Source organism: Pseudomonas mangrovi (assembly GCF_003052585.1).
Classification (GTDB): Bacteria; Pseudomonadota; Gammaproteobacteria; order Pseudomonadales; family Pseudomonadaceae; genus Aquipseudomonas; species Aquipseudomonas mangrovi.
The window spans coordinates 507,055-524,930 of sequence record NZ_QASN01000002.1; the positions used below are offsets into that span (position 1 = coordinate 507,055).

Sequence of the window (17,876 nt, forward strand, 5' to 3'; positions counted from 1 at the left end):
GCCAGCTCCTCAAGAAATTCGTTGCTTGCCCGTGGATCGTTCTATTGCAGCCCCAGCTCGCGCCAGATGCGCAGCACCTCGTGGCGCTCGACCTGCAGCTGCGCGGCGTCGACCTTGCCGGGCTGCTTCTGCAGCGCCTGGCGGTGGGCCACCGCGCGAAATGCCTTGTAGGCCTCCTGCAGCAGGGTCACGTCCTGTGGCGGCAACAGCCCGGCTTCGCCGAGGCCGTCCAGAATGCGGATGTTGTCGGTGTAGCGCAGCAGCTGCGGGTGCTGGTGGGACCAGGCAAGGGCCGCGTATTGCACCATAAATTCGATATCCACGATACCTCCGGCGTCCTGCTTGAGGTCGAACGGCTGGCCGGGTTCGAAGGCGTTTGCAGCAGTGCCGGCGGCGGTTTCGCGGCTACCGAGGTTGTCGCGCATCTTGGCGCGCATCTCGCTGACTTCCTGGCGTAGCGCGGTCAGGTCACGCGGCCGACCGAGCACACCGGCACGCACCTGCTCGAAGGCGGCGGCCACCCGCGGGCAGCCGACCAGCACCCGCGCACGCACCAGCGCCTGGTGCTCCCAGGTCCAGGCCTCGTTCTCCTGATAACGCTGGAAGGCACCCAGCGAGCTGACCAGCAGCCCCGACGCACCGGACGGGCGCAGGCGCATGTCGACCTCGTAGAGCGCGCCCGAGGTGGTCTGGGTGGTCAGCAGATGGATGATGCGCTGGCCCAGACGGGTGAAGAACTGCGCACCGTCGATGGCCTTGGTGCCATCGGTCTCGGCATTCGGATCACCGTCATGGATGAACACCAGGTCCAGGTCCGAACCGTGGCCCAGCTCGATGCCGCCGACCTTGCCATAGCCGACGATGATGAAGTCCGGATCGCAGCTGCTGCCATCGGCGCGGCGCGGCGCACCGTACTTCTCGGTGGTCTGGCGCCAGGCCAGCGCCAGCACCTGGGCGAGGATCGCCTCGGCCAGCCAGGTGAGGTAGTCGGACACCTTCATCAGCGGCAGGCTGCCGACGATCTCCGACGCCGCCACGCGCAGACCGTGGGCCAGCTTGAAGTGGCGCAGCGCCTCCATCTGCTGCTCGAGATCGTCCTCGGGAATGCGCATCAGCCGCTCCTGCAGCTCGGCAGCCAGCTCCGGCGCCAGCGGCGGGCTGTACAGGCGCCCCTCGTTGAGCAGCTCGTCGAGCAACAGCGGGAAGCGGGCGATCTGTTCGGCGATCCAGGGACTGGCGGCACACAACTGCATCAGCCGTTGCAGCGCGCCGGGGTTTTCACTGAGCAGCACCAGGTAGGCCGAACGCCGCGCCACCCGCTCGACCAGCGGCAGCACCCGCTCAAGCACCAGGTCGGGATTCTCCTGCTCCGCCGCCTGCGCCAGCAGACGTGGCACGAAGGCATCCAGGCGCTCGCGACCCAGACGCTGCATGGCGCGCACCTGCGGACCATGACGCAGGTCGTGCAGCCGCTTCCAGGCCGCCGCCGGATCGGCAAAGCCGGCTTCCTCCAGCTGGCGACAGGCCGCCTCGTCGCCCAGCGCCTCTTCCCACAACGGCAGCCAGTCGCTGCCGGGCGTCAGCTCGTCGTCACCCTCCTCCTCGTCCGGGTCGGCGATGACCTGGCGAAAATGCCAGTCGATGCGCCCACGCCAGTATTCCAGGCGCTCGCAGAGCGCCGCCCAGTCGGCAAAGCCCATGGCGAACGCGACCCGCTCACGCTCGTGGTCGTCGTCCGGCAGCATCTGCGTCTGCCGATCACCGATGGCCTGCAGGGCGTGCTCCAGATAGCGCAGGAAGCAGTAACCGTCGCGCAGCTCCTCGACCGCCGCCGGCGGCATGTAGCCCTGTCCGGCGAGGGTTTCCAGCACGCCGAGCAGCGCACGCTGCTGCAGGCTGAGGTCCCGTCCGCCGTGGATCAGCTGGAAGGCCTGGGCGATGAACTCCACCTCGCGAATGCCGCCGGCGCCGAGCTTGATGTTCGCCGCCATGCCCTTGCGCCGCACCTCCTGCTGGATCAGCTGCTTCATCGAACGCAACGCCTCGATCGCCGAGAAGTCCAGGTAGCGCCGATAGACGAACGGCCGCAGCATCTCCAGCAGCTCGCGACCGGCCTGCTGATCACCACCCACCACCCGCGCCTTGATCATCGCGTAGCGTTCCCAGTCGCGGCCCTGGTCCTGGTAGTACTGCTCCAGCGCATTGAAGCTGAGCACCAGCGCGCCGCTGCTGCCGTAGGGCCGCAGACGCATGTCGGTGCGAAAGACGAAGCCGTCGACGGTGATCGCATCCAGCGCACGAATCAGCTTCTGCCCCAGGCGGGTGAAGAACTCCTGGTTGTCCAGGGTGCGCTTGACGCCTTCCGTCTCGCCGCCCTCCGGGTAACCGAAGATCAGATCGATGTCCGAGGACAGGTTCAGCTCATGCGCGCCGAGCTTGCCCATGCCGAGGATCACCATGTGCTGCGGCAGGCCGCTGCGCCGACCCATCGGCGTACCGTGCTGCGCGCAGAGCTGCGGGTAGAGCCAGTGATAGGCCAGGTCGATGCAGGCGTCAGCCATGTCCGACAGGTCGCGACAGGTTTCCCGCAGGTCGCAAAATCGGTTCAGGTCGCGCCAGATGATGCGCAACTGGTGACGATTGCGAAAACGCCGCAAGGCGCGCGCCAGGGCCTCTTCGTCGGCACAGTCGGCAAGCCGCGCGACCAGTTCGTCGCGCAATTCGCCCTGCGCCAGGCTGCGCTCCAGCAGCCCTTCCGCAGCCAGCGCGAGCAGGCTGTCAGGATCACGCTGCGCCTGCTCGCTGACGAAGTCGCTGCCGACGCAGGCGCGTTCGAAGGCCTGCAGGCGCTCCTGCGACCAGTCGTTGACGGGCAACCCGGCGCGGGCGCGCTCGGCATGAAAGTGCAGGGACGGCGGAACGGCGAGCAGGGCAGGCAGCGGCATGGAGACCTCGGCAGAGCCACGGACCGACGCGACCGCATGAACAGGGCCGCGCCCGGCCGGGACGGGAAGTGCACAACCTAAGGCATGCCCGACGTGCATTTCAACCAAGCGCCGGCGTTGGGGAATTGATTCGGCGCTTCGCTTGTCCATCCCTCAGTACAACCTGATGAGGAACAGCCGAATGAATATCTTCGAAGCCCTGCGCCAGAGCCATGAATTGCAACGCGAACTCGGCGCCCGCCTGCTCGAAACCCGCGGCGACACTCCCGAGCGCGACGAGCTGTTCCAGCAGCTCAAGCAGGAGCTGCTGGCGCACGAGACCGCCGAAGAACGTCATTTCTATCTGCTGCTGATCCCGGATGACCTGGGCGTCGACGTCTCCCGCCACGCCATCGCCGAGCACCACGAGATGGACGAGATGGTCGAGGAGCTGGAACAGACCGAAGCCTCAAGCCCCGCCTGGCTACCGCGCGCGCGCAAGCTGGTCGACAAGATCCACCACCACCTCGAGGAGGAAGAACACAAGTTCTTCCAGATGGCGGGCAAGGTACTGGACGAGAAGCAGAAGCTCGGCCTGGCCGACGATTACCTCAAGGAATACGAGGCATTGAAGAGCGAAGCGGCTTAACGGCGACCAGCCGCACCCGCTGGCTGCAGCCGTTCGCCCACTCTGCGGCGGCGCAGCACATCTGTAACGCCCGCCCGGCATGATGATCATGCGCCTGCAGCAGTATTGAACCGCAGGCATCCACAACGGCCCGACGAGCCGCTGGAACGCCGGGCCGCAGGCATAGCCAAAACTTTTCATGCGGCTCGCTGGTGCCCGGCGAAGCCTCGCCGGCATGGTCTACGCTTGCCCAGAGCGCCAGACCGGGCGCCATCCGACCAAAGCAGCATGCGCCAGATCAATTGCCCGACAGATTTTTGTAGTAAAACTACAAGAACGATCCACCGGCATTCCGCAGCACTGGCGCAGACTGTCGTCATTGCCGCCGGACAGAACTTCCCTGGAGTACGTCATGCAAGACCTCGATCCCGTCGAAACCCAGGAATGGCTCGATTCCCTTGAATCGGTGCTGGAGAAGGAGGGCGAGGCCCGCGTCCACTACCTGATGACGCGGATGGGCGAGCTGGCCACCCGCAGCGGCACCCAGCTGCCCTACTCGATCACCACGCCCTATCGCAACAGCATCCCGCTGACCCACGAAACACGCATGCCCGGCGACCTGTTCATGGAGCGGCGGATCCGCTCGCTGGTGCGCTGGAACGCGCTGGCCATGGTGATGCGCGCCAACCTGCAGGACCCCGACCTGGGCGGCCACATTTCCACCTTCGCTTCCAGCGCGACGCTCTACGACATCGGCTTCAACTACTTCTTCCAGGCGCCGACCGAGGAACACGGCGGCGACCTCATCTACTTCCAGGGTCACGCCTCCCCCGGCGTCTACGCGCGCGCCTACCTCGAGGGCCGCATCGACGAGGCGCAGATGGACAACTTCCGCCAGGAGGTCGATGGCAACGGTCTGTCCTCCTACCCGCACCCCTGGCTGATGCCGGACTTCTGGCAGTTCCCCACCGTGTCGATGGGCCTGGGGCCGATCCAGGCGATCTACCAGGCGCGCTTCATGAAGTACCTGGAGAGCCGCGGCTTCATTCCCGCCGGCAAGCAGAAGGTCTGGTGCTTCCTCGGTGACGGCGAGACCGACGAGCCGGAATCGCTCGGCGCGATATCGCTTGCCGGCCGCGAGAAGCTCGACAACCTGATCTTCGTGGTCAACTGCAACCTGCAGCGCCTGGACGGCCCGGTGCGCGGCAACGGCAAGATCATCCAGGAACTGGAAGGGGTCTTCCGCGGCGCCAACTGGAACGTCAACAAGGTGATCTGGGGACGGCTGTGGGACCCGCTGTTCGCCAAGGACGAATCCGGCCTGCTGCAGGCACGGATGGACGAGGTGGTCGACGGCGACTACCAGAACTACAAGGCCAAGGACGGAGCCTTCGTCCGCGAGCACTTCTTCGGCACCCGCCCGGAGCTGCTGGAGCTGGTCAAGGACCTCTCCGACCGCGAAGTGTGGAACCTCAATCGTGGCGGCCACGACCCCTACAAGGTCTACGCCGCCTACCACCAGGCGGTGAACCACAAAGGCCAGCCGACGGTGATCCTGGCCAAGACCATCAAGGGCTACGGCACCGGCGCCGGTGAGGCGCAGAACACCGCGCACAACACCAAGAAGGTCGATATCGAGAGCCTGAAGAAATTCCGCGACCGCTTCGACATCCCGATTCGCGACGATCAGCTCGACCAGCTGCCGTTCTACCGTCCCGAAGCAGGCAGTGCCGAGGCCCGCTACCTGCAGGAACGGCGCAGCGCGCTGGGCGGCTTCGTGCCGCAGCGGCGGGCGCGCAGCAGCACCTTGCCGGTGCCGCCGCTGACCAGCTTCAAGGCGGTGCTGGAAGGCTCCGGTGACCGCGCCATCTCCACCACCATGGCCTTCGTGCGCATCCTCGGGCAACTGGTCAAGGACAAGCAGATCGGCTCGCGGGTAGTGCCGATCATCCCCGACGAGGCACGCACCTTCGGCATGGAGGGCATGTTCCGCCAGCTTGGCATCTACTCCTCCCTCGGCCAGCTCTACGAGCCGGTCGACAAGGACCAGGTGATGTACTACCGCGAGGACCAGAAGGGCCAGATTCTCGAGGAAGGCATCACCGAGGCCGGCGCCATGAGCTCCTTCATCGCCGCCGCCACCGCCTACAGCACGCACAACCAGCCGATGCTGCCGTTCTACATCTTCTATTCGATGTTCGGCTTCCAGCGCATCGGTGACCTGGCCTGGGCCGCAGGCGACAGCCGCGCGCGCGGCTTCCTGATCGGCGGCACTGCCGGGCGCACCACCCTCAACGGCGAGGGCCTGCAGCACGAGGACGGTCACAGCCACATACTCGCCTCCACCGTGCCCAACTGCCGCAGCTACGACCCCACCTACGGCTACGAGCTGGCGGTGATCGTGCGCGACGGCATGCGCCGCATGCTCGAGGAGCAGGAGGATGTCTTCTACTACCTGACCGTGATGAACGAGACCTACGTCCAGCCGCCGCTGCCGGAGGGCGTCGAGGAAGGCATCGTCCGCGGCATGTACCTGCTCGAGGAGGACAAGCGCGACGCAGCCCACCACGTCCAGTTGCTCGGCAGCGGCACCATCCTGCGCGAAGTGCGCGAGGCGGCGATCATCCTGCGCGAGGAGTTCGGCATCGGCGCCGACGTCTGGAGCGTCACCAGCTTCAACGAACTGCGCCGCGACGGTCTCGCCGTGGAGCGCTGGAACCGCCTGCATCCGGGGCAGAAGCCGCGCAGCAGCTACATCGAGGAATGCCTGCGCGGCCGCCGCGGCCCGGTGGTCGCCTCCACCGACTACATCAAGCTGTTCGCCGACCAGGTTCGCCAGTGGGTGCCGAGCCGTGAATATAAGGTGCTCGGCACCGACGGCTTCGGCCGCAGCGACAGCCGGCGCAAGCTGCGCCACTTCTTCGAGGTGGATCGCTACTGGGTGGTACTGGCGGCACTGGAAGCACTCGCCGACCGCGGCGATCTGGAGCCCAAGGTGGTGGCCGAAGCCATCGCGCGCTTCGGCATCGACCCGGAAAAAGCCAATCCGCTGGACTGCTGACGGATGACTGCCGGCACCCTTCACCCTGCATCGGCGCTGCCCCCATGCAGCCCAGCCGCCGAGGAGCGGAACCATCATGAGTGAACTGATTCGAGTCCCCGACATCGGCGGCGAAGGCGAAGTCATCGAGATTCTGGTCAAGGAAGGCGACCACATCGAAGCCGAGCAGAGCCTGCTGACCCTGGAGTCGGACAAGGCCAGCATGGAGATCCCGGCGCCACGTGCCGGGGTGATCAAGAGCCTGAAGGTCAAGCTGGGCGACAAGCTCAAGGAAGGCGACGCCCTGCTCGAACTCGACAGCGAGTCGCAGGCGGACGCGCCCGCAGCGGCCAATCCTCCGGTCGACGAGGCCGAGGAAGAACTGCCGCAACCGGAGGACGGCGGGGCAGCATCCGCAGATGCAGCGCAGGCGCCCGCCAGCGCGGAGGCAAGCGAAGAAATCCGCGTGCCCGACCTCGGCTCCGACGGCAAGGCGCGAGTGATAGAGATACTGGTCAAGGAGGGCGAACAGATCAACGCCGACCAGTCGCTGGTCACGCTCGAATCGGACAAGGCGAGCATGGAGATCCCCTCGCCCAAGGCCGGCACCGTTGAACGCATCGCCGTACAGCTGGACGCCGAGGTCGGCAAGGGCGATCTGATCCTGCACCTGCGCACCTCCAGCGCGAGCGCCAAGCCGCAGCCTTCCTCACGACGCAGTCCCAGCGAGCCGGCCAAGGCCACCATCGCCGCCGAAGCCGACCGCGCGCCGGCGCCCACCGCACGCAGCGCAGACCCTGCACCGGTCGGCGCCCCCAGCCGCGGTGGCAGCAAGGTCCACGCCGGCCCGGCGGTGCGCATGCTGGCGCGCGAGCTGGGTGTGGATCTGGGCCAGGTCAGCGCCAGCGGACCCAAGGAGCGTATCCTCAAGGAGGACGTGCAGGGCTATGTAAAGCAGCGCCTGAACACCCCTGCTGCAGCCACCAGTGGCTCCGGCATCCCGGCGATTCCCGCGGTGGATTTCAGTCGCTTCGGCGAGACTGAAGAAGTCCCGATGGGCCGCTTGATGCGCCTGGCCTCGACCAATCTGCATCGCAGCTGGCTGAACATCCCGCATGTGACCCAGTTCGACTCGGTCGATATCAGCGATGTCGAGGAGTTCCGCCAGGCGCAGAAGGCTGCGGCGGAGAAGGCCGGGGTCAAGCTGACGCTGCTGCCGATCCTGCTCAAGGCCTGCGCCCGTCTGCTGCGCGAGATGCCGGATTTCAACAGCTCGCTGGCGCCCAGTGGTGAGGCGCTGATTCGCAAGAAGTACGTGCACATCGGATTCGCCGTGGACACCCCCGGCGGCCTGCTGGTGCCAGTCATTCGCGATGTCGATAGCAAGAGCCTGCTGCAGCTGGCTGGCGAGGCCGCCGAACTGGCCGAGAAGGCGCGCAGCAAGAAGCTTTCACCCGATGCGATGCAGGGCGCCTGCTTCACCATCACCAGCCTGGGGCATATCGGCGGCACCGGTTTCACCCCGATCATCAACCCGCCGGAAGTGGCGATCCTCGGCGTCTCGCGTTCCTCGCTGCAGCCGGTCTGGGACGGCAAGGCGTTCCAGCCGCGGATGCTGCTGCCGCTGTCGCTGTCCTACGACCACCGCGTCATCAATGGCGCGGCCGCGGCGCGCTTCACCAGGCGCCTGGGCGACTTGCTGGGGGATATCCGGACGCTGCTGCTGTAAAGGCTCTGGTTCGGCACCCTGCGCGCCGCAGCATCCATCATCCGGCGCGGCGCGCCACCTTCTCCCGCAGGGAGAAGGTGGCGCGCAGCCCTAGCCCTTCTGCAGATTCCGAATCAGGAAGCTCAGCGCCTTGGCCAGTTCGGCGGCGCCGTCGTGGTCGCGGACCACGGTGAGCCAGGTCGAGCCATCGGCGGGGCTCTTGATTTCGCAGACGATGCCAGCGGCCGGGCATTCATAACGAATGAAGGGGTCGACACCGAAGATCGCCAGCGGCCGGTTGCGCACCTCGATGCGCCCTTCGCTGCGGGTCTCCTCGCGCACCAGCAGCTCGCCGGAGTCACCTGCGGCAAGCTGGTAGATGAGGTCTTTCGGTTTGGCACTGCCGATCTGGTAGCCGGCACGCAGGGCGTAGGTTTCCAGCAGCGCGTTGGCGTGGTTCAGCAAGGCCTGGCGTTCGTTCGAGGTGAGGTAGAGCTTCTTGATCTGTTCCAGATAGCGGGCCTGTTCCTGCCCACCCAGCGTGCTTTCCGGTGCGGCTGAAGGTTCGGCCGCGTGAAGGCCACCTGCGCCGAGCAGGACCACGGATAATGCCAACCGCGTCAGATTTCTTGTCAGTCTCAGCTGCATGATGCACCCTTGCCGAACGCCATGAAATTCGGGTCGAGACCCGCGTGGCTGCCAGCATACTTGAAGTGAGCCGCTCGATGAAAAGCCATCCCGATAGCGCCAGTCGCCTGGCGGTCGAGGTTGTGACGCAGTTTCCAGTGCCGTCTCGGCTGGGAATGCTGCGTTTCGAGCGCATGAATCAGCCCAGCTGGGACATCCTCTATCTTGACCCCACCTGCGAGCGCCAGCTCGGCATGCCCGCGGTCGAGCTCTGCGGCCTCGATCCATCGCCCTATGCGCAGTTGATGAAAGCCGCCACGCGGCTGCAGCTGCATGAGGCCGTACAGATGCAGCTGAGCCAGGGTGCCAGCTACATGATCCAGTACCAACTGCAGGGCCCCGGCGGCCCGCTGCCGATGCTGGAGGTCGGCGAAGCCTTTTCCCAGCACGGCCAGCAGCTGCTGCGCGGTTATCTGCTGGTACTTGATGAGTTTTCCCTCGCCGGCACCGACGATCCGGAGCGCGCACACGACCAGCTTCTCCAGCTGCGCGCCGAACTCGCCCAGCACCAGCACGGCCAGACCGACCACCTGCAGCACCTGCAACGCTCACGTACGCAACAGGATCTGATCATCCACCTGGTCCGCCACCGCTATCAGTCCGACGACCCGCAGCGCGAAGCGGCCGAGCTGATCACCAGGGGCGCCTGCAATATCTACGGCGTGGCACGCGCGAGCATCTGGCTGCTGAACGACAACCGACTCGAGTCAGTCGTGCTACATCATCACGCCTCCGGCAGCTTCGAGCAGATGACCTCGCTCGACGTGCACCACTTCCCGCTTTACCTGCAATCGCTGCAGAGCGGCCGCGCCATCGATGCCCAGGACGCCCTTCTCGATCCGCGCGTCAGCGAGCTGGCCCCCGGCTATCTCGCGCCCCTTGGCATTCGCGCCATTCTTGACGCCAGCATCCGCATCGACGGCGAAGTGGTCGGCGTGCTCTGTCTTGAGCACCTGCACGAGACGCGCGAGTGGCAGGCCGACGAGATCGCTTTCGCTGGCGAGCTGGCCGATCACTTTGCCCAGGTCATGGTCAGCCAGCAGAAGCGCCGCGCGACCGACGCGCTCTACCTGTTCCGCCGCGCCGTCGAGCAAAGCTCCAGCGCCTTCCTGCTGATCGACCGCGAAGGCGTGGTGCAGTACGTCAACGCCAGCTTCACCGCCATCACCCTGTTCGGCGCGGAAGAGATTCAAGGCCAGCGCCTGACCGAACTGCCGGCGATGGAAAACCTCACCGAACTGCTGTTCGACGCACGCAACGGCCTCGCCAAGCAGAGCAGCTGGCAGTGCGAATTCCGCAGCCGGCGCAAGAACTACGAACCCTACTGGGGCCACCTGTCGATCTCCAAGGTGCACGACGAGCAGGGCAATCTGACCCACTACATCGGCATCTACGAGGACGTCACCGAAACCAAGGCTACCCAGCAGCGTATCGAACGCCTGGCCTATACCGACAACCTGACCAACCTGGGCAATCGCCTGGCGTTCATCCGCAGTCTCGGCGAGCGTTTCGCCGCGCCGGGAGACAAGACCTTCGGCCTGCTGCTGGTGGACATCGACAACTTCAAGCGGATCAATGACAGCCTTGGTCACCAGACCGGCGACAAGCTGCTCGCCAGCCTCGCCCGGCGCCTGCGCAACACCCTCGGTCCGCGCAACGTGCTGGCGCGCTTTGCCAGCAACGAATTCTCCGTGCTGCTCGAGGACGCCGAGCTGTCCGCCTGCCAGGAAGTCGCCCAGCGCCTGCTGAGCACCCTCGACAAGCCGATGTTCGTCGACAACCAGCTGATCAGCATCACCGGCTCGATCGGCCTGGCACTGGCGCCCGAACACGGCCAGGACCCGCCGACCCTGATGAAGAACGCCGGCCTTGCGCTGCACAAGGCCAAGGCCAACGGCAAGAACCAGCTGCAGGTGTTCACCGAGGCGCTGAATGCCGAGGCCGACTACAAGCTGTTCGTCGAGAACAACCTGCGCCGTGCGCTGACCCAGAACGAGCTGGAAGTCTTCTATCAACCCAAGCTGTGCCTGCGCAGCGGCCGCCTGATCGGCCTGGAAGCCCTGCTGCGCTGGCACCATCCCGAGCGCGGCATGATCGCCCCGGACCAGTTCATCGGCATCGCCGAAGAGACCGGGATGATCATCCCCATCGGCAAGTGGGTGGCACGCCAGGCCTGCCGCATGAGCAAGCAGCTGCTGGCAGTGGGCTTCGCGCCGATCCAGGTGGCGATCAACCTGTCGCCCAAGCAGTTCAGCGACCCGGACCTGGTCGGCGCCATTGCCGGCATCCTCCACGAGGAACAGCTGCCGCCGGAGCTGCTGGAACTGGAGCTGACCGAGAGCCTGCTGCTGGAAGCCAGCGAAGACACCCGCAACCAGCTCGGTCGGCTCAAGGCCCTGGGGCTGACCCTGGCGATGGACGACTTCGGTACAGGCTACTCCTCACTCAGCTACCTGAAGAAATTCCCCATCGACGTGATCAAGATCGATCGCAGCTTCATCAAGGACATCCCCGGCAACCAGGACGACATGGAGATCACCTCGGCGGTGATCGCCATGGCGCACAAGCTCAAGCTCACCGTGGTCGCCGAGGGCATCGAGACCGCCGAGCAGTTGGCGGTGCTGCGCCACCAGCGTTGCAACGTCGGCCAGGGCTACCTGTTCGACAAGCCGATTCCCAGTCGCGAGCTGATCGAACGCCTGCGCCGCTATCAGCCACGAACACCCGGCTGAGGCGCGAGCCATCGGCAGTGGATCGTGGTCGGATGGATCAGACCGGCCGTATTTTCGTCCGCACTACTGCGCCGCTTAACCCGGCAGCCGCAAGGAGAACCCCCCATGGTCCTGCGCTCAGAAATTCTCGTTCACCGTCAGGCGCTGCCCACGCCCGAGCAAGCCCTGCCGGGGCGCGCCACGCCAATCCGCGTCGGCGGCATGCACCGGGTCACCGGCAACTCGCTGGTGCCGCCCTTTCCCGCCGGGCTGCAGCAGGCGGTGTTCGGCCTGGGCTGCTTCTGGGGCGCGGAGCGGCGCTTCTGGCAGCAACCCGGCGTGTGGAGCACCGCGGTCGGCTACGCCGGCGGGCATACGCCCAACCCGACCTACGAGGAAGTCTGCTCCGGGCTCACCGGCCACACCGAAGTGGTGCTGGTGGTGTTCGATCCGCAACAGACCAGCTACGAGGCGCTGCTAAAGGTGTTCTGGGAATCCCACGACCCGACCCAGGGCATGCGCCAGGGCAACGACATGGGCACCCAGTACCGCTCGGCGATCTACTGCCACGGCGAGCAGCAACGCACCCTCGCCGAAGCCAGCGCGATTCGCTTCCAGCAGGCGCTGGAGGCCGCCGGTCACGGCCCGGTCACCACCGAAATCGCCGAAGCCCCGCCCTTCTACTACGCCGAGGAGTATCACCAGCAGTACCTCGACAAAAACCCCGGCGGCTATTGCGGCTTGCGTGGGACCGGGGTCTGCCTAACGGGGTCGGAGTGATTTTTCTTTGCCAGTGGGCGGCCTGGCCCCTGGCACCCCACCGAGCGACCTAGCTGCAACGCAATGGACTCGCGAAAACGGTCATTGCCCAGCGGGTAGTTGTGCACACTGGATTCCCGCATCGCATGAAGCGACTCTGGCTCCAGATGCCCGACAAATAGCGCTCGATAAGCTCGCTGCCGGTCGCCCGCGCACTCCCCCAGAGCCAGGTAGAGGTCATGATCGGTAACCAGCGGGTCGCCGCGCCCCCAACCATGCCAGCGGTAACTTGACCAGGCATATGCTTCCGGCGCGCCCACCATCCCGGCACGCAGCGGATTCAGCTCGATGTATCTGTAGCAGGTCAGCAGATACTCCTCTGCATTGACCAGGCTGGCCTTGTGCCGTCCTTCCCAGAGGGTTCCGGAGCGCCGGTAGGTACGATTGATATAAAGCACATACATTCGCCCCAGGTGCTGCATGACACGGGATATGCCGACTTCGTCGGCTGGCGTCATCAGCAGATGGACATGGTTGGTCATCAGCACATAGGCGTGCAGTTTCACGTCATAGCGCTTCAGCGCATCGCCCAGGACCGAAAGATAGAACCGGTAGTCGTCCTCATGAAAAAAGCACGCCTCCCGATTATTGCCGCGCTGCACCACATGCGCCGGCACGCCCGGCAGATACATCCGCTGTTTTCTGGGCATGGCAACTCCTTTGCCAATTTCATCTCAAGACAGCCTAGCGGATCAAAAACAATTCACTCCGCCCTTTTTTACTGCTCACTTAGCTGCGCGTAGATTCCTAGCGAATCGGGGTCGGAGTGATTTGCTCAGCTCCCAACGCCGCCAGCGGGCCAGAGCGACAGAAACAATTCACTCCGACCCCTTTAACTTCCGCAGAAACTGCATCTTTAATATTTAACAGGCAAAGCAATGCGATCGCGAAAACATGCCTTATATACAACACGCTCATAATCCGCCAATCTCCAAATACCATTTCCCGAAATAGTGCGACTGAGCCAATGACACACCAAACCCAAGGAGCACTCCAGATAAATCATAAGAATTTTGGTCGGAGTGATTTGCTCAGCTCCCAACGCCACCAGCGGGCCAGAGTGACAGAAACAATTCACTCCGACCCTTTTAATGAAAACGGGCGACTATTTCAGACCTTCCTTAGCTCTTTTAATCCCCGCCATAAAAGTCAAATTTTATGCTAACCATTGCGGACGACATCAACTCAATTGCTTCGCAACCAATTTCAAACATAACATTCTCATCAGAAAACACACCAAGCATGAAGTTACATGACCCACCAGTCCTCACCAACCTAGAAATATATTCATGATCGTAATTTTTTAGCTGCTCTAAAATAAAGCCGCCTATTTCAATATCATCAAATCGCAATGGATTCTCATGCAAACAGAAGCTCACATTCGTATTTTTGTATCTTCCATCTAAGAAACCTCCTGTTTTTACTCTTCTCTGCTCCCCGACTGACTGAGAAAATTTTACAGGCAGCGGAAAAGCCTTCTCAATTTCAGAAGCTGGCACTACGGGGTGAAAAACGTGAAAGCTAAGCCTAAAAGTTGACCTACCACTCATAGCAAATCCTCCCAATGCCCTTGCTCTACCCATTCGCCATCCTCATTGATCCCTACCGTTCCGTCCGGAGCAATACCAGTCCAAGATTTACCATTACTCATGCCACCATGTGCACCATTCTTAATTCCATGGAGAGTATCATTATCCCAACCATAATCACTCTTTGCTTTATCTATATCCTTCGTTCCTGGAGGGCAGTTTTTTGGCCTTTTTTCGTTTTGGCTTGTACTTTCATTAGTTTCACAAGTCCCTGCGAGCAGACACCAGACACTCATCCTCGCAGGGTTTACGCCCTTCGAAACAGCCTCATTACAATGCACTGCACCTTGCAGCGTTGTACATGAAAGTTGAGTCAAACCATTTGGATCAAAATAAGTTAGAGGATTCCCCCCCACATACCCATACGTATTAATCCCCCCCGCCAATCCAATCGGATCACTCTCCACATACCGCCCCGTCTCCGGGTCGTAATCCCTGAAGTAGTTGTAATGCAGCCCCGTCTCCGCATCGTAGTACTGCCCCGGGAAGCGCAGGTTCATCGCCAGGCTGCCGCTGGCCGGGCCCATGCCGAAGGCATCGGAGGTCCACTGCCAGAGCAGTTGCTGGCTGGCATTGGTAGCCATGCGCGGGGTGTTGAGGTGGTCGCTGTGGAGGAAGAACGGTGTGCGCCCGGTTACCTGCCCTTCGCTGCCGAAGGTCATGCGCATGCCGGCCAGCGGCATTGCGTCGAGCCAGACGTAGAACTGGCTTCCGGTTTTCAGCCCCTGGGCGTTGTAGAGGGTTTCGCCCAGGAGTTGCCCGTCCGGTCCGTAGAGGAACACGGTGGTGCCGGCACTGGAGACCTTGTGGGTGCGCTGACCCAGGGCGTTGTAGCGGAACTCGGCGACCGCGGCGCCACCGATACGCACGCGAACGAGGCGCCCCTGGGCGTCGTAGTCGAAGGTACGGTTGGCCCTGTCCTGGGTGAGGTTGCCGGCGGCGTCGGTGGTGACGGGCTGGCTGGCAATACTGGCCAGGCGGTTGCTGTCGGGTGCATAGCCCAGTTCGACGGTGTTGCTGCTGTGTACCTGGCCGTCGACCAGGGTGGTGACCGCCTTGGCGGTGCGGTTGCCCACGGCGTCATAGCTGTAACCCAGGATGCGGCTGGCCTGGGTTTCGGCCGTGAGGCGGTCCAGCGCGTCGTAGCTGTAGCTCAGGTTGCCGAGCAGGCTGCTCTGCATCTGCTCGATGTTGCTGTTGGCGTCGTAGCCGTAGCTGGTCTGCCAGGTGCCGGCCTGCTGCTGGGTCAGGCGATAGTCCTGGTCATAGCTGCGACTGAGGCTGATGCCGTTGGCCCAGTTCAGGCTCTTCAACGGGCCGAAGGGCAGGTAGTGGATCTGGCTGGCGACGTTCTGCAGCGTGCCGCTGCCGAGTTGCAGCTTGACCTCGGCCACCTGGCCGGCAGTGCCGCGCAGGTAGTGGATGCTGAAGCCAGCCGGATAGTCGATGCGGGTCAGGCGGCTGGCGTTGTCGTAGATATACGCGAGGCGGTCATAGCGATCAGTGCCGCCTACCTCGACCGAGCGAATCTGCTCGACCAGGTTGCCGCGTGCATCGTAGTGGTAGCCGATGACGCCGCTGGCATCTTGGATGGCGGTCAGGCGCCCGATGCCCTTGTTGCCATCGGCGGTCATGTCGTAGTGGTACTGCACGTTCAGCGCAGGGGTGGCGGGGTACTGACGGCCAGTGAGGCGGTTCAGCGCATCGTAGCTGTAGGTGGTGACCACGCCGCGCGCATCGGTCTTGCTGGTGAGGTTGCCGGCGGCATCGTGGGTGTAGGTGGCGGTACCGCTGTCGGGGCTGATCAGGCGGGTAAGATTGCCCAGCCCGTCGTACTCGTAGCGCGTGGTCACGCCACGCGGATCGCTGACCTGTGTCAGGTTGTCCTGGGCGTCATAGCCGAAGGCAGTGACGCCGCTGAGCGGGTCGGTACTGGCGACGATCCGATCCAGCGCGTCATAGCTGGCGACGTGGCTGTGCTGCTTGGGATTGGTGGTGACCACCGGGTTGTCATTCAGGTCGTACTGCACCTGGCTGGCCTGCCCCGCCGCACCCAGGGTGCGCAGCAGTCGGCCCATTTCGTCGTAGACCCAGCGCTGCTGGTGAGCAAGCGCGCCAGACGCACTGCGAATGTCCTGCGCGGTGCGGTTGCCCATCAGGTCGTATTGGTACTCAATGCGCTCACCCAGGCTGTTGGTGATGCTCTCCAGCCGCCGCGCATCGCTCCAGCTGTACTGCAGCGCGCTGCCGTCGGGCTGGGTGATCCGGGTGATCTGGCCGATGGCATCGTGCTCGAACGAGGTGACGGCACCGGCAACGCTGATCGAGGCCAGCCATCCCTGGGGGGTGTAACCCAGGACGCTGACCACTCCGTTGGGATCGGTGATCTGCCCCGGCCGGCCATTGTCGTCATGCCCGGACAACAGCGTGGTGTGCCCCAGCGCGTTGCTCACCTGGGTCAGATTGCCCTGGGCATCGTAGGTGTAGGTGGTGACGTCCTGCACATCGGTGCGCGGGCCATCGGCGGAAAGCACCTGCCCCTGGGTGTTGTAGGTGTAGCTCCAGCTACGGCTCTGGGCGCTGATCGTGCTGGAAGCGAAAAGGGCGACCATGGCTGCAGCCAGCGTACTGGCGCGAAATATCCTGGATGTCATCGTGTTTCTCCCGTTCAGTACGCTGTGACGAGGCTGCTCAAGCGTCGTCCTTGAGCATCGTAGGTATAGGTAGTAACGCTGCCTGGCTCGATAACCGAGGTCGGCAGGAAAAATTCGGGGTGCCACTCGGTAGTGATGGTGCGCGCCTGAGCCGTGCCCGCCGCCTCGGTGCGTGATATCTCCAGGCCGCGGGCGTTATAGCTGTAGGTGGTGCGGTTGCCCTTGTTGTCGATCTTGCTGGTCAGCAGACCGCGTGCGTCATAGGTGAAGGTGGAGTTGCTCGACGGGCAATTCGCCGACGGCTCGCCCTCGACGGCAATGATGCGCTTGAGGCCATGGATGCTCTGGAAGCGATAGGTAGTCTGCTTGCCCAGCGCGTTGGTGACGGTCGAGGAGCCGTCCGCGTTGTAGTCGATGCTGACGCGGTCCGCTCCGCCGGCATGCTCACTGGAAATCGCCCGCCCCTGCGCGTCATAGGACCAGGAGGCGTAACGCACACCGCGCTCATCGGTGATGCCGGTGAGCAGGCGCGGGTGCGTAGCGTCCTCGTAGTGGTACTGACGACTCTCGCTCTGGCCGCCCAGGGTACGACTCAGCGCGACCAGGCGATTTTCCTCGTCGTACGTATAAGTCACCTGCAGCAGCGGACCGCTCAGCGTAAGCGGCTGGCCATCAGGCCGAACGGAAATCTCCAGCTGATTGCCAAACTCGTCCGTCACCTGAATCTTGTCGTTCAGGTAGCTCAGATCGATTCGCTCGACGGCGCTTTCGCGACGAGTCAGGCGGCCCTCGCTGTCGAAGTGAAATACCTCGTTGTTGGCAGAGCGATAGACCCAGCCCCCTTCTTGCCGAGCCAGGCTCCCCCGCTCAGTAGGGCTCGGGGTGATGGTCGTGCCACTGAGGGTGAAGAAGCTTTCGCGACCATCGGCATGTACCAGCGCAACGGCCGGCGCGGTGATACGAAGGCGCGTGGAATAGCCATGCCGCCACAACCCATCGATGCCGTTGTAAGCCCGGTCGAAGGTCGGCTTACCGGCGGCATAATCGCGCTCGACTTGAAACTTGTTGCCGTTACTGAAGTTGACTGGATTACCCGTCAGTACACCTGGACCGCTT

11 protein-coding genes are annotated in these 17,876 nt (G+C 63.7%); 5 read left to right on the forward strand and 6 right to left on the reverse strand.

The features are described from left to right. Nucleotides 1–41: 41 nt before the first annotated feature. Complete coding sequence (gene glnE, locus DBO85_RS02375) at nt 42–2,945, reverse strand: bifunctional [glutamate--ammonia ligase]-adenylyl-L-tyrosine phosphorylase/[glutamate--ammonia-ligase] adenylyltransferase (protein WP_108104906.1); 2,904 nt, start codon at nt 2,943–2,945, stop codon at nt 42–44. 181 nt (nt 2,946–3,126) lie between these two features. Between glnE and DBO85_RS02380 the strand changes: the two genes are divergently transcribed. From DBO85_RS02380 to aceF, 3 genes are all read left to right on the forward strand, one after another. After that, on the forward strand, nt 3,127–3,573 hold the full coding sequence (locus tag DBO85_RS02380; RefSeq protein WP_108104908.1) for a hemerythrin domain-containing protein: 447 nt from the start codon (nt 3,127–3,129) through the stop codon (nt 3,571–3,573). A gap of 391 nt (nt 3,574–3,964) precedes the next feature. Next, entirely contained in the window at nt 3,965–6,613 is a 2,649-nt protein-coding gene (aceE, locus tag DBO85_RS02385) for a pyruvate dehydrogenase (acetyl-transferring), homodimeric type (RefSeq protein WP_108104910.1), read from the forward strand. Between the two features lie 76 nt (nt 6,614–6,689). Next, a complete protein-coding gene (aceF, locus tag DBO85_RS02390; protein ID WP_108104912.1) occupies nt 6,690–8,321 on the forward strand; it encodes a dihydrolipoyllysine-residue acetyltransferase in 1,632 nt (543 codons plus the stop codon). Between the two features lie 90 nt (nt 8,322–8,411). Here aceF and DBO85_RS02395 read toward each other — a convergent pair whose 3' ends face one another. Further along, nucleotides 8,412–8,948, reverse strand: a complete 537-nt coding sequence (locus DBO85_RS02395) for a hypothetical protein (RefSeq protein ID WP_108104914.1) — start codon at nt 8,946–8,948, stop codon at nt 8,412–8,414. A 77-nt stretch (nt 8,949–9,025) separates the two neighbouring features. Between DBO85_RS02395 and DBO85_RS02400 the strand changes: the two genes are divergently transcribed. Both DBO85_RS02400 and msrA read left to right on the forward strand, forming a co-directional pair. Beyond that, the gene (locus DBO85_RS02400; RefSeq protein ID WP_108104916.1) at nt 9,026–11,719 is read left to right on the forward strand and encodes a putative bifunctional diguanylate cyclase/phosphodiesterase; all 2,694 of its coding nucleotides are present in this window, start codon (nt 9,026–9,028) and stop codon (nt 11,717–11,719) included. 105 nt (nt 11,720–11,824) lie between these two features. Beyond that, entirely contained in the window at nt 11,825–12,478 is a 654-nt protein-coding gene (msrA, locus tag DBO85_RS02405) for a peptide-methionine (S)-S-oxide reductase MsrA (RefSeq protein WP_108104918.1), read from the forward strand. On the opposite strand, the gene DBO85_RS02410 is transcribed toward msrA, so the two are convergent. The 4 genes from DBO85_RS02410 to DBO85_RS02420 form a co-directional block, all read right to left on the reverse strand. Continuing rightward, nucleotides 12,430–13,167: a transposase gene (locus DBO85_RS02410; RefSeq protein ID WP_108104920.1), complete on the reverse strand. Its 738-nt coding sequence runs from the start codon at nt 13,165–13,167 to the stop codon at nt 12,430–12,432. The genes msrA and DBO85_RS02410 overlap by 49 nt on opposite strands. Before the next feature lie 480 nt (nt 13,168–13,647). Continuing rightward, nucleotides 13,648–14,100 (reverse strand): hypothetical protein, encoded by a 453-nt coding sequence (locus DBO85_RS19000; RefSeq protein ID WP_146168156.1) that lies wholly within the window; start codon nt 14,098–14,100, stop codon nt 13,648–13,650. Beyond that, nucleotides 14,064–16,760, reverse strand: coding sequence for an RHS repeat-associated core domain-containing protein (locus DBO85_RS02415; protein WP_407681433.1), 2,697 nt, complete (start codon nt 16,758–16,760; stop codon nt 14,064–14,066). The genes DBO85_RS19000 and DBO85_RS02415 overlap by 37 nt, the downstream gene beginning before the upstream one ends. Nucleotides 16,761–16,774: 14 nt before the next feature. Next, nucleotides 16,775–17,876, reverse strand: a 1,102-nt coding sequence (locus tag DBO85_RS02420) for a DUF6531 domain-containing protein (protein WP_108104924.1), incomplete at its 5' end; no start/stop codon positions are given.

Bases quoted from the DNA above. Each gene is read 5' to 3' on its own strand.
- DBO85_RS02400 (WP_108104916.1), top strand. From the start codon at position 9,026: ATGAAAAGCCATCCCGATAGCGCCAGTCGCCTGGCGGTCGAGGTTGTG.
- DBO85_RS19000 (WP_146168156.1), bottom strand. From the start codon at position 14,100: ATGGGTAGAGCAAGGGCATTGGGAGGATTTGCTATGAGTGGTAGGTCA.
- aceE (WP_108104910.1), top strand. From the start codon at position 3,965: ATGCAAGACCTCGATCCCGTCGAAACCCAGGAATGGCTCGATTCCCTT.
- aceF (WP_108104912.1), top strand. From the start codon at position 6,690: ATGAGTGAACTGATTCGAGTCCCCGACATCGGCGGCGAAGGCGAAGTC.
- DBO85_RS02395 (WP_108104914.1), bottom strand. From the start codon at position 8,948: ATGCAGCTGAGACTGACAAGAAATCTGACGCGGTTGGCATTATCCGTG.
- DBO85_RS02380 (WP_108104908.1), top strand. From the start codon at position 3,127: ATGAATATCTTCGAAGCCCTGCGCCAGAGCCATGAATTGCAACGCGAA.
- glnE (WP_108104906.1), bottom strand. From the start codon at position 2,945: ATGCCGCTGCCTGCCCTGCTCGCCGTTCCGCCGTCCCTGCACTTTCAT.
- msrA (WP_108104918.1), top strand. From the start codon at position 11,825: ATGGTCCTGCGCTCAGAAATTCTCGTTCACCGTCAGGCGCTGCCCACG.
- DBO85_RS02415 (WP_407681433.1), bottom strand. From the start codon at position 16,760: ATGACATCCAGGATATTTCGCGCCAGTACGCTGGCTGCAGCCATGGTC.
- DBO85_RS02410 (WP_108104920.1), bottom strand. From the start codon at position 13,167: ATGCCCAGAAAACAGCGGATGTATCTGCCGGGCGTGCCGGCGCATGTG.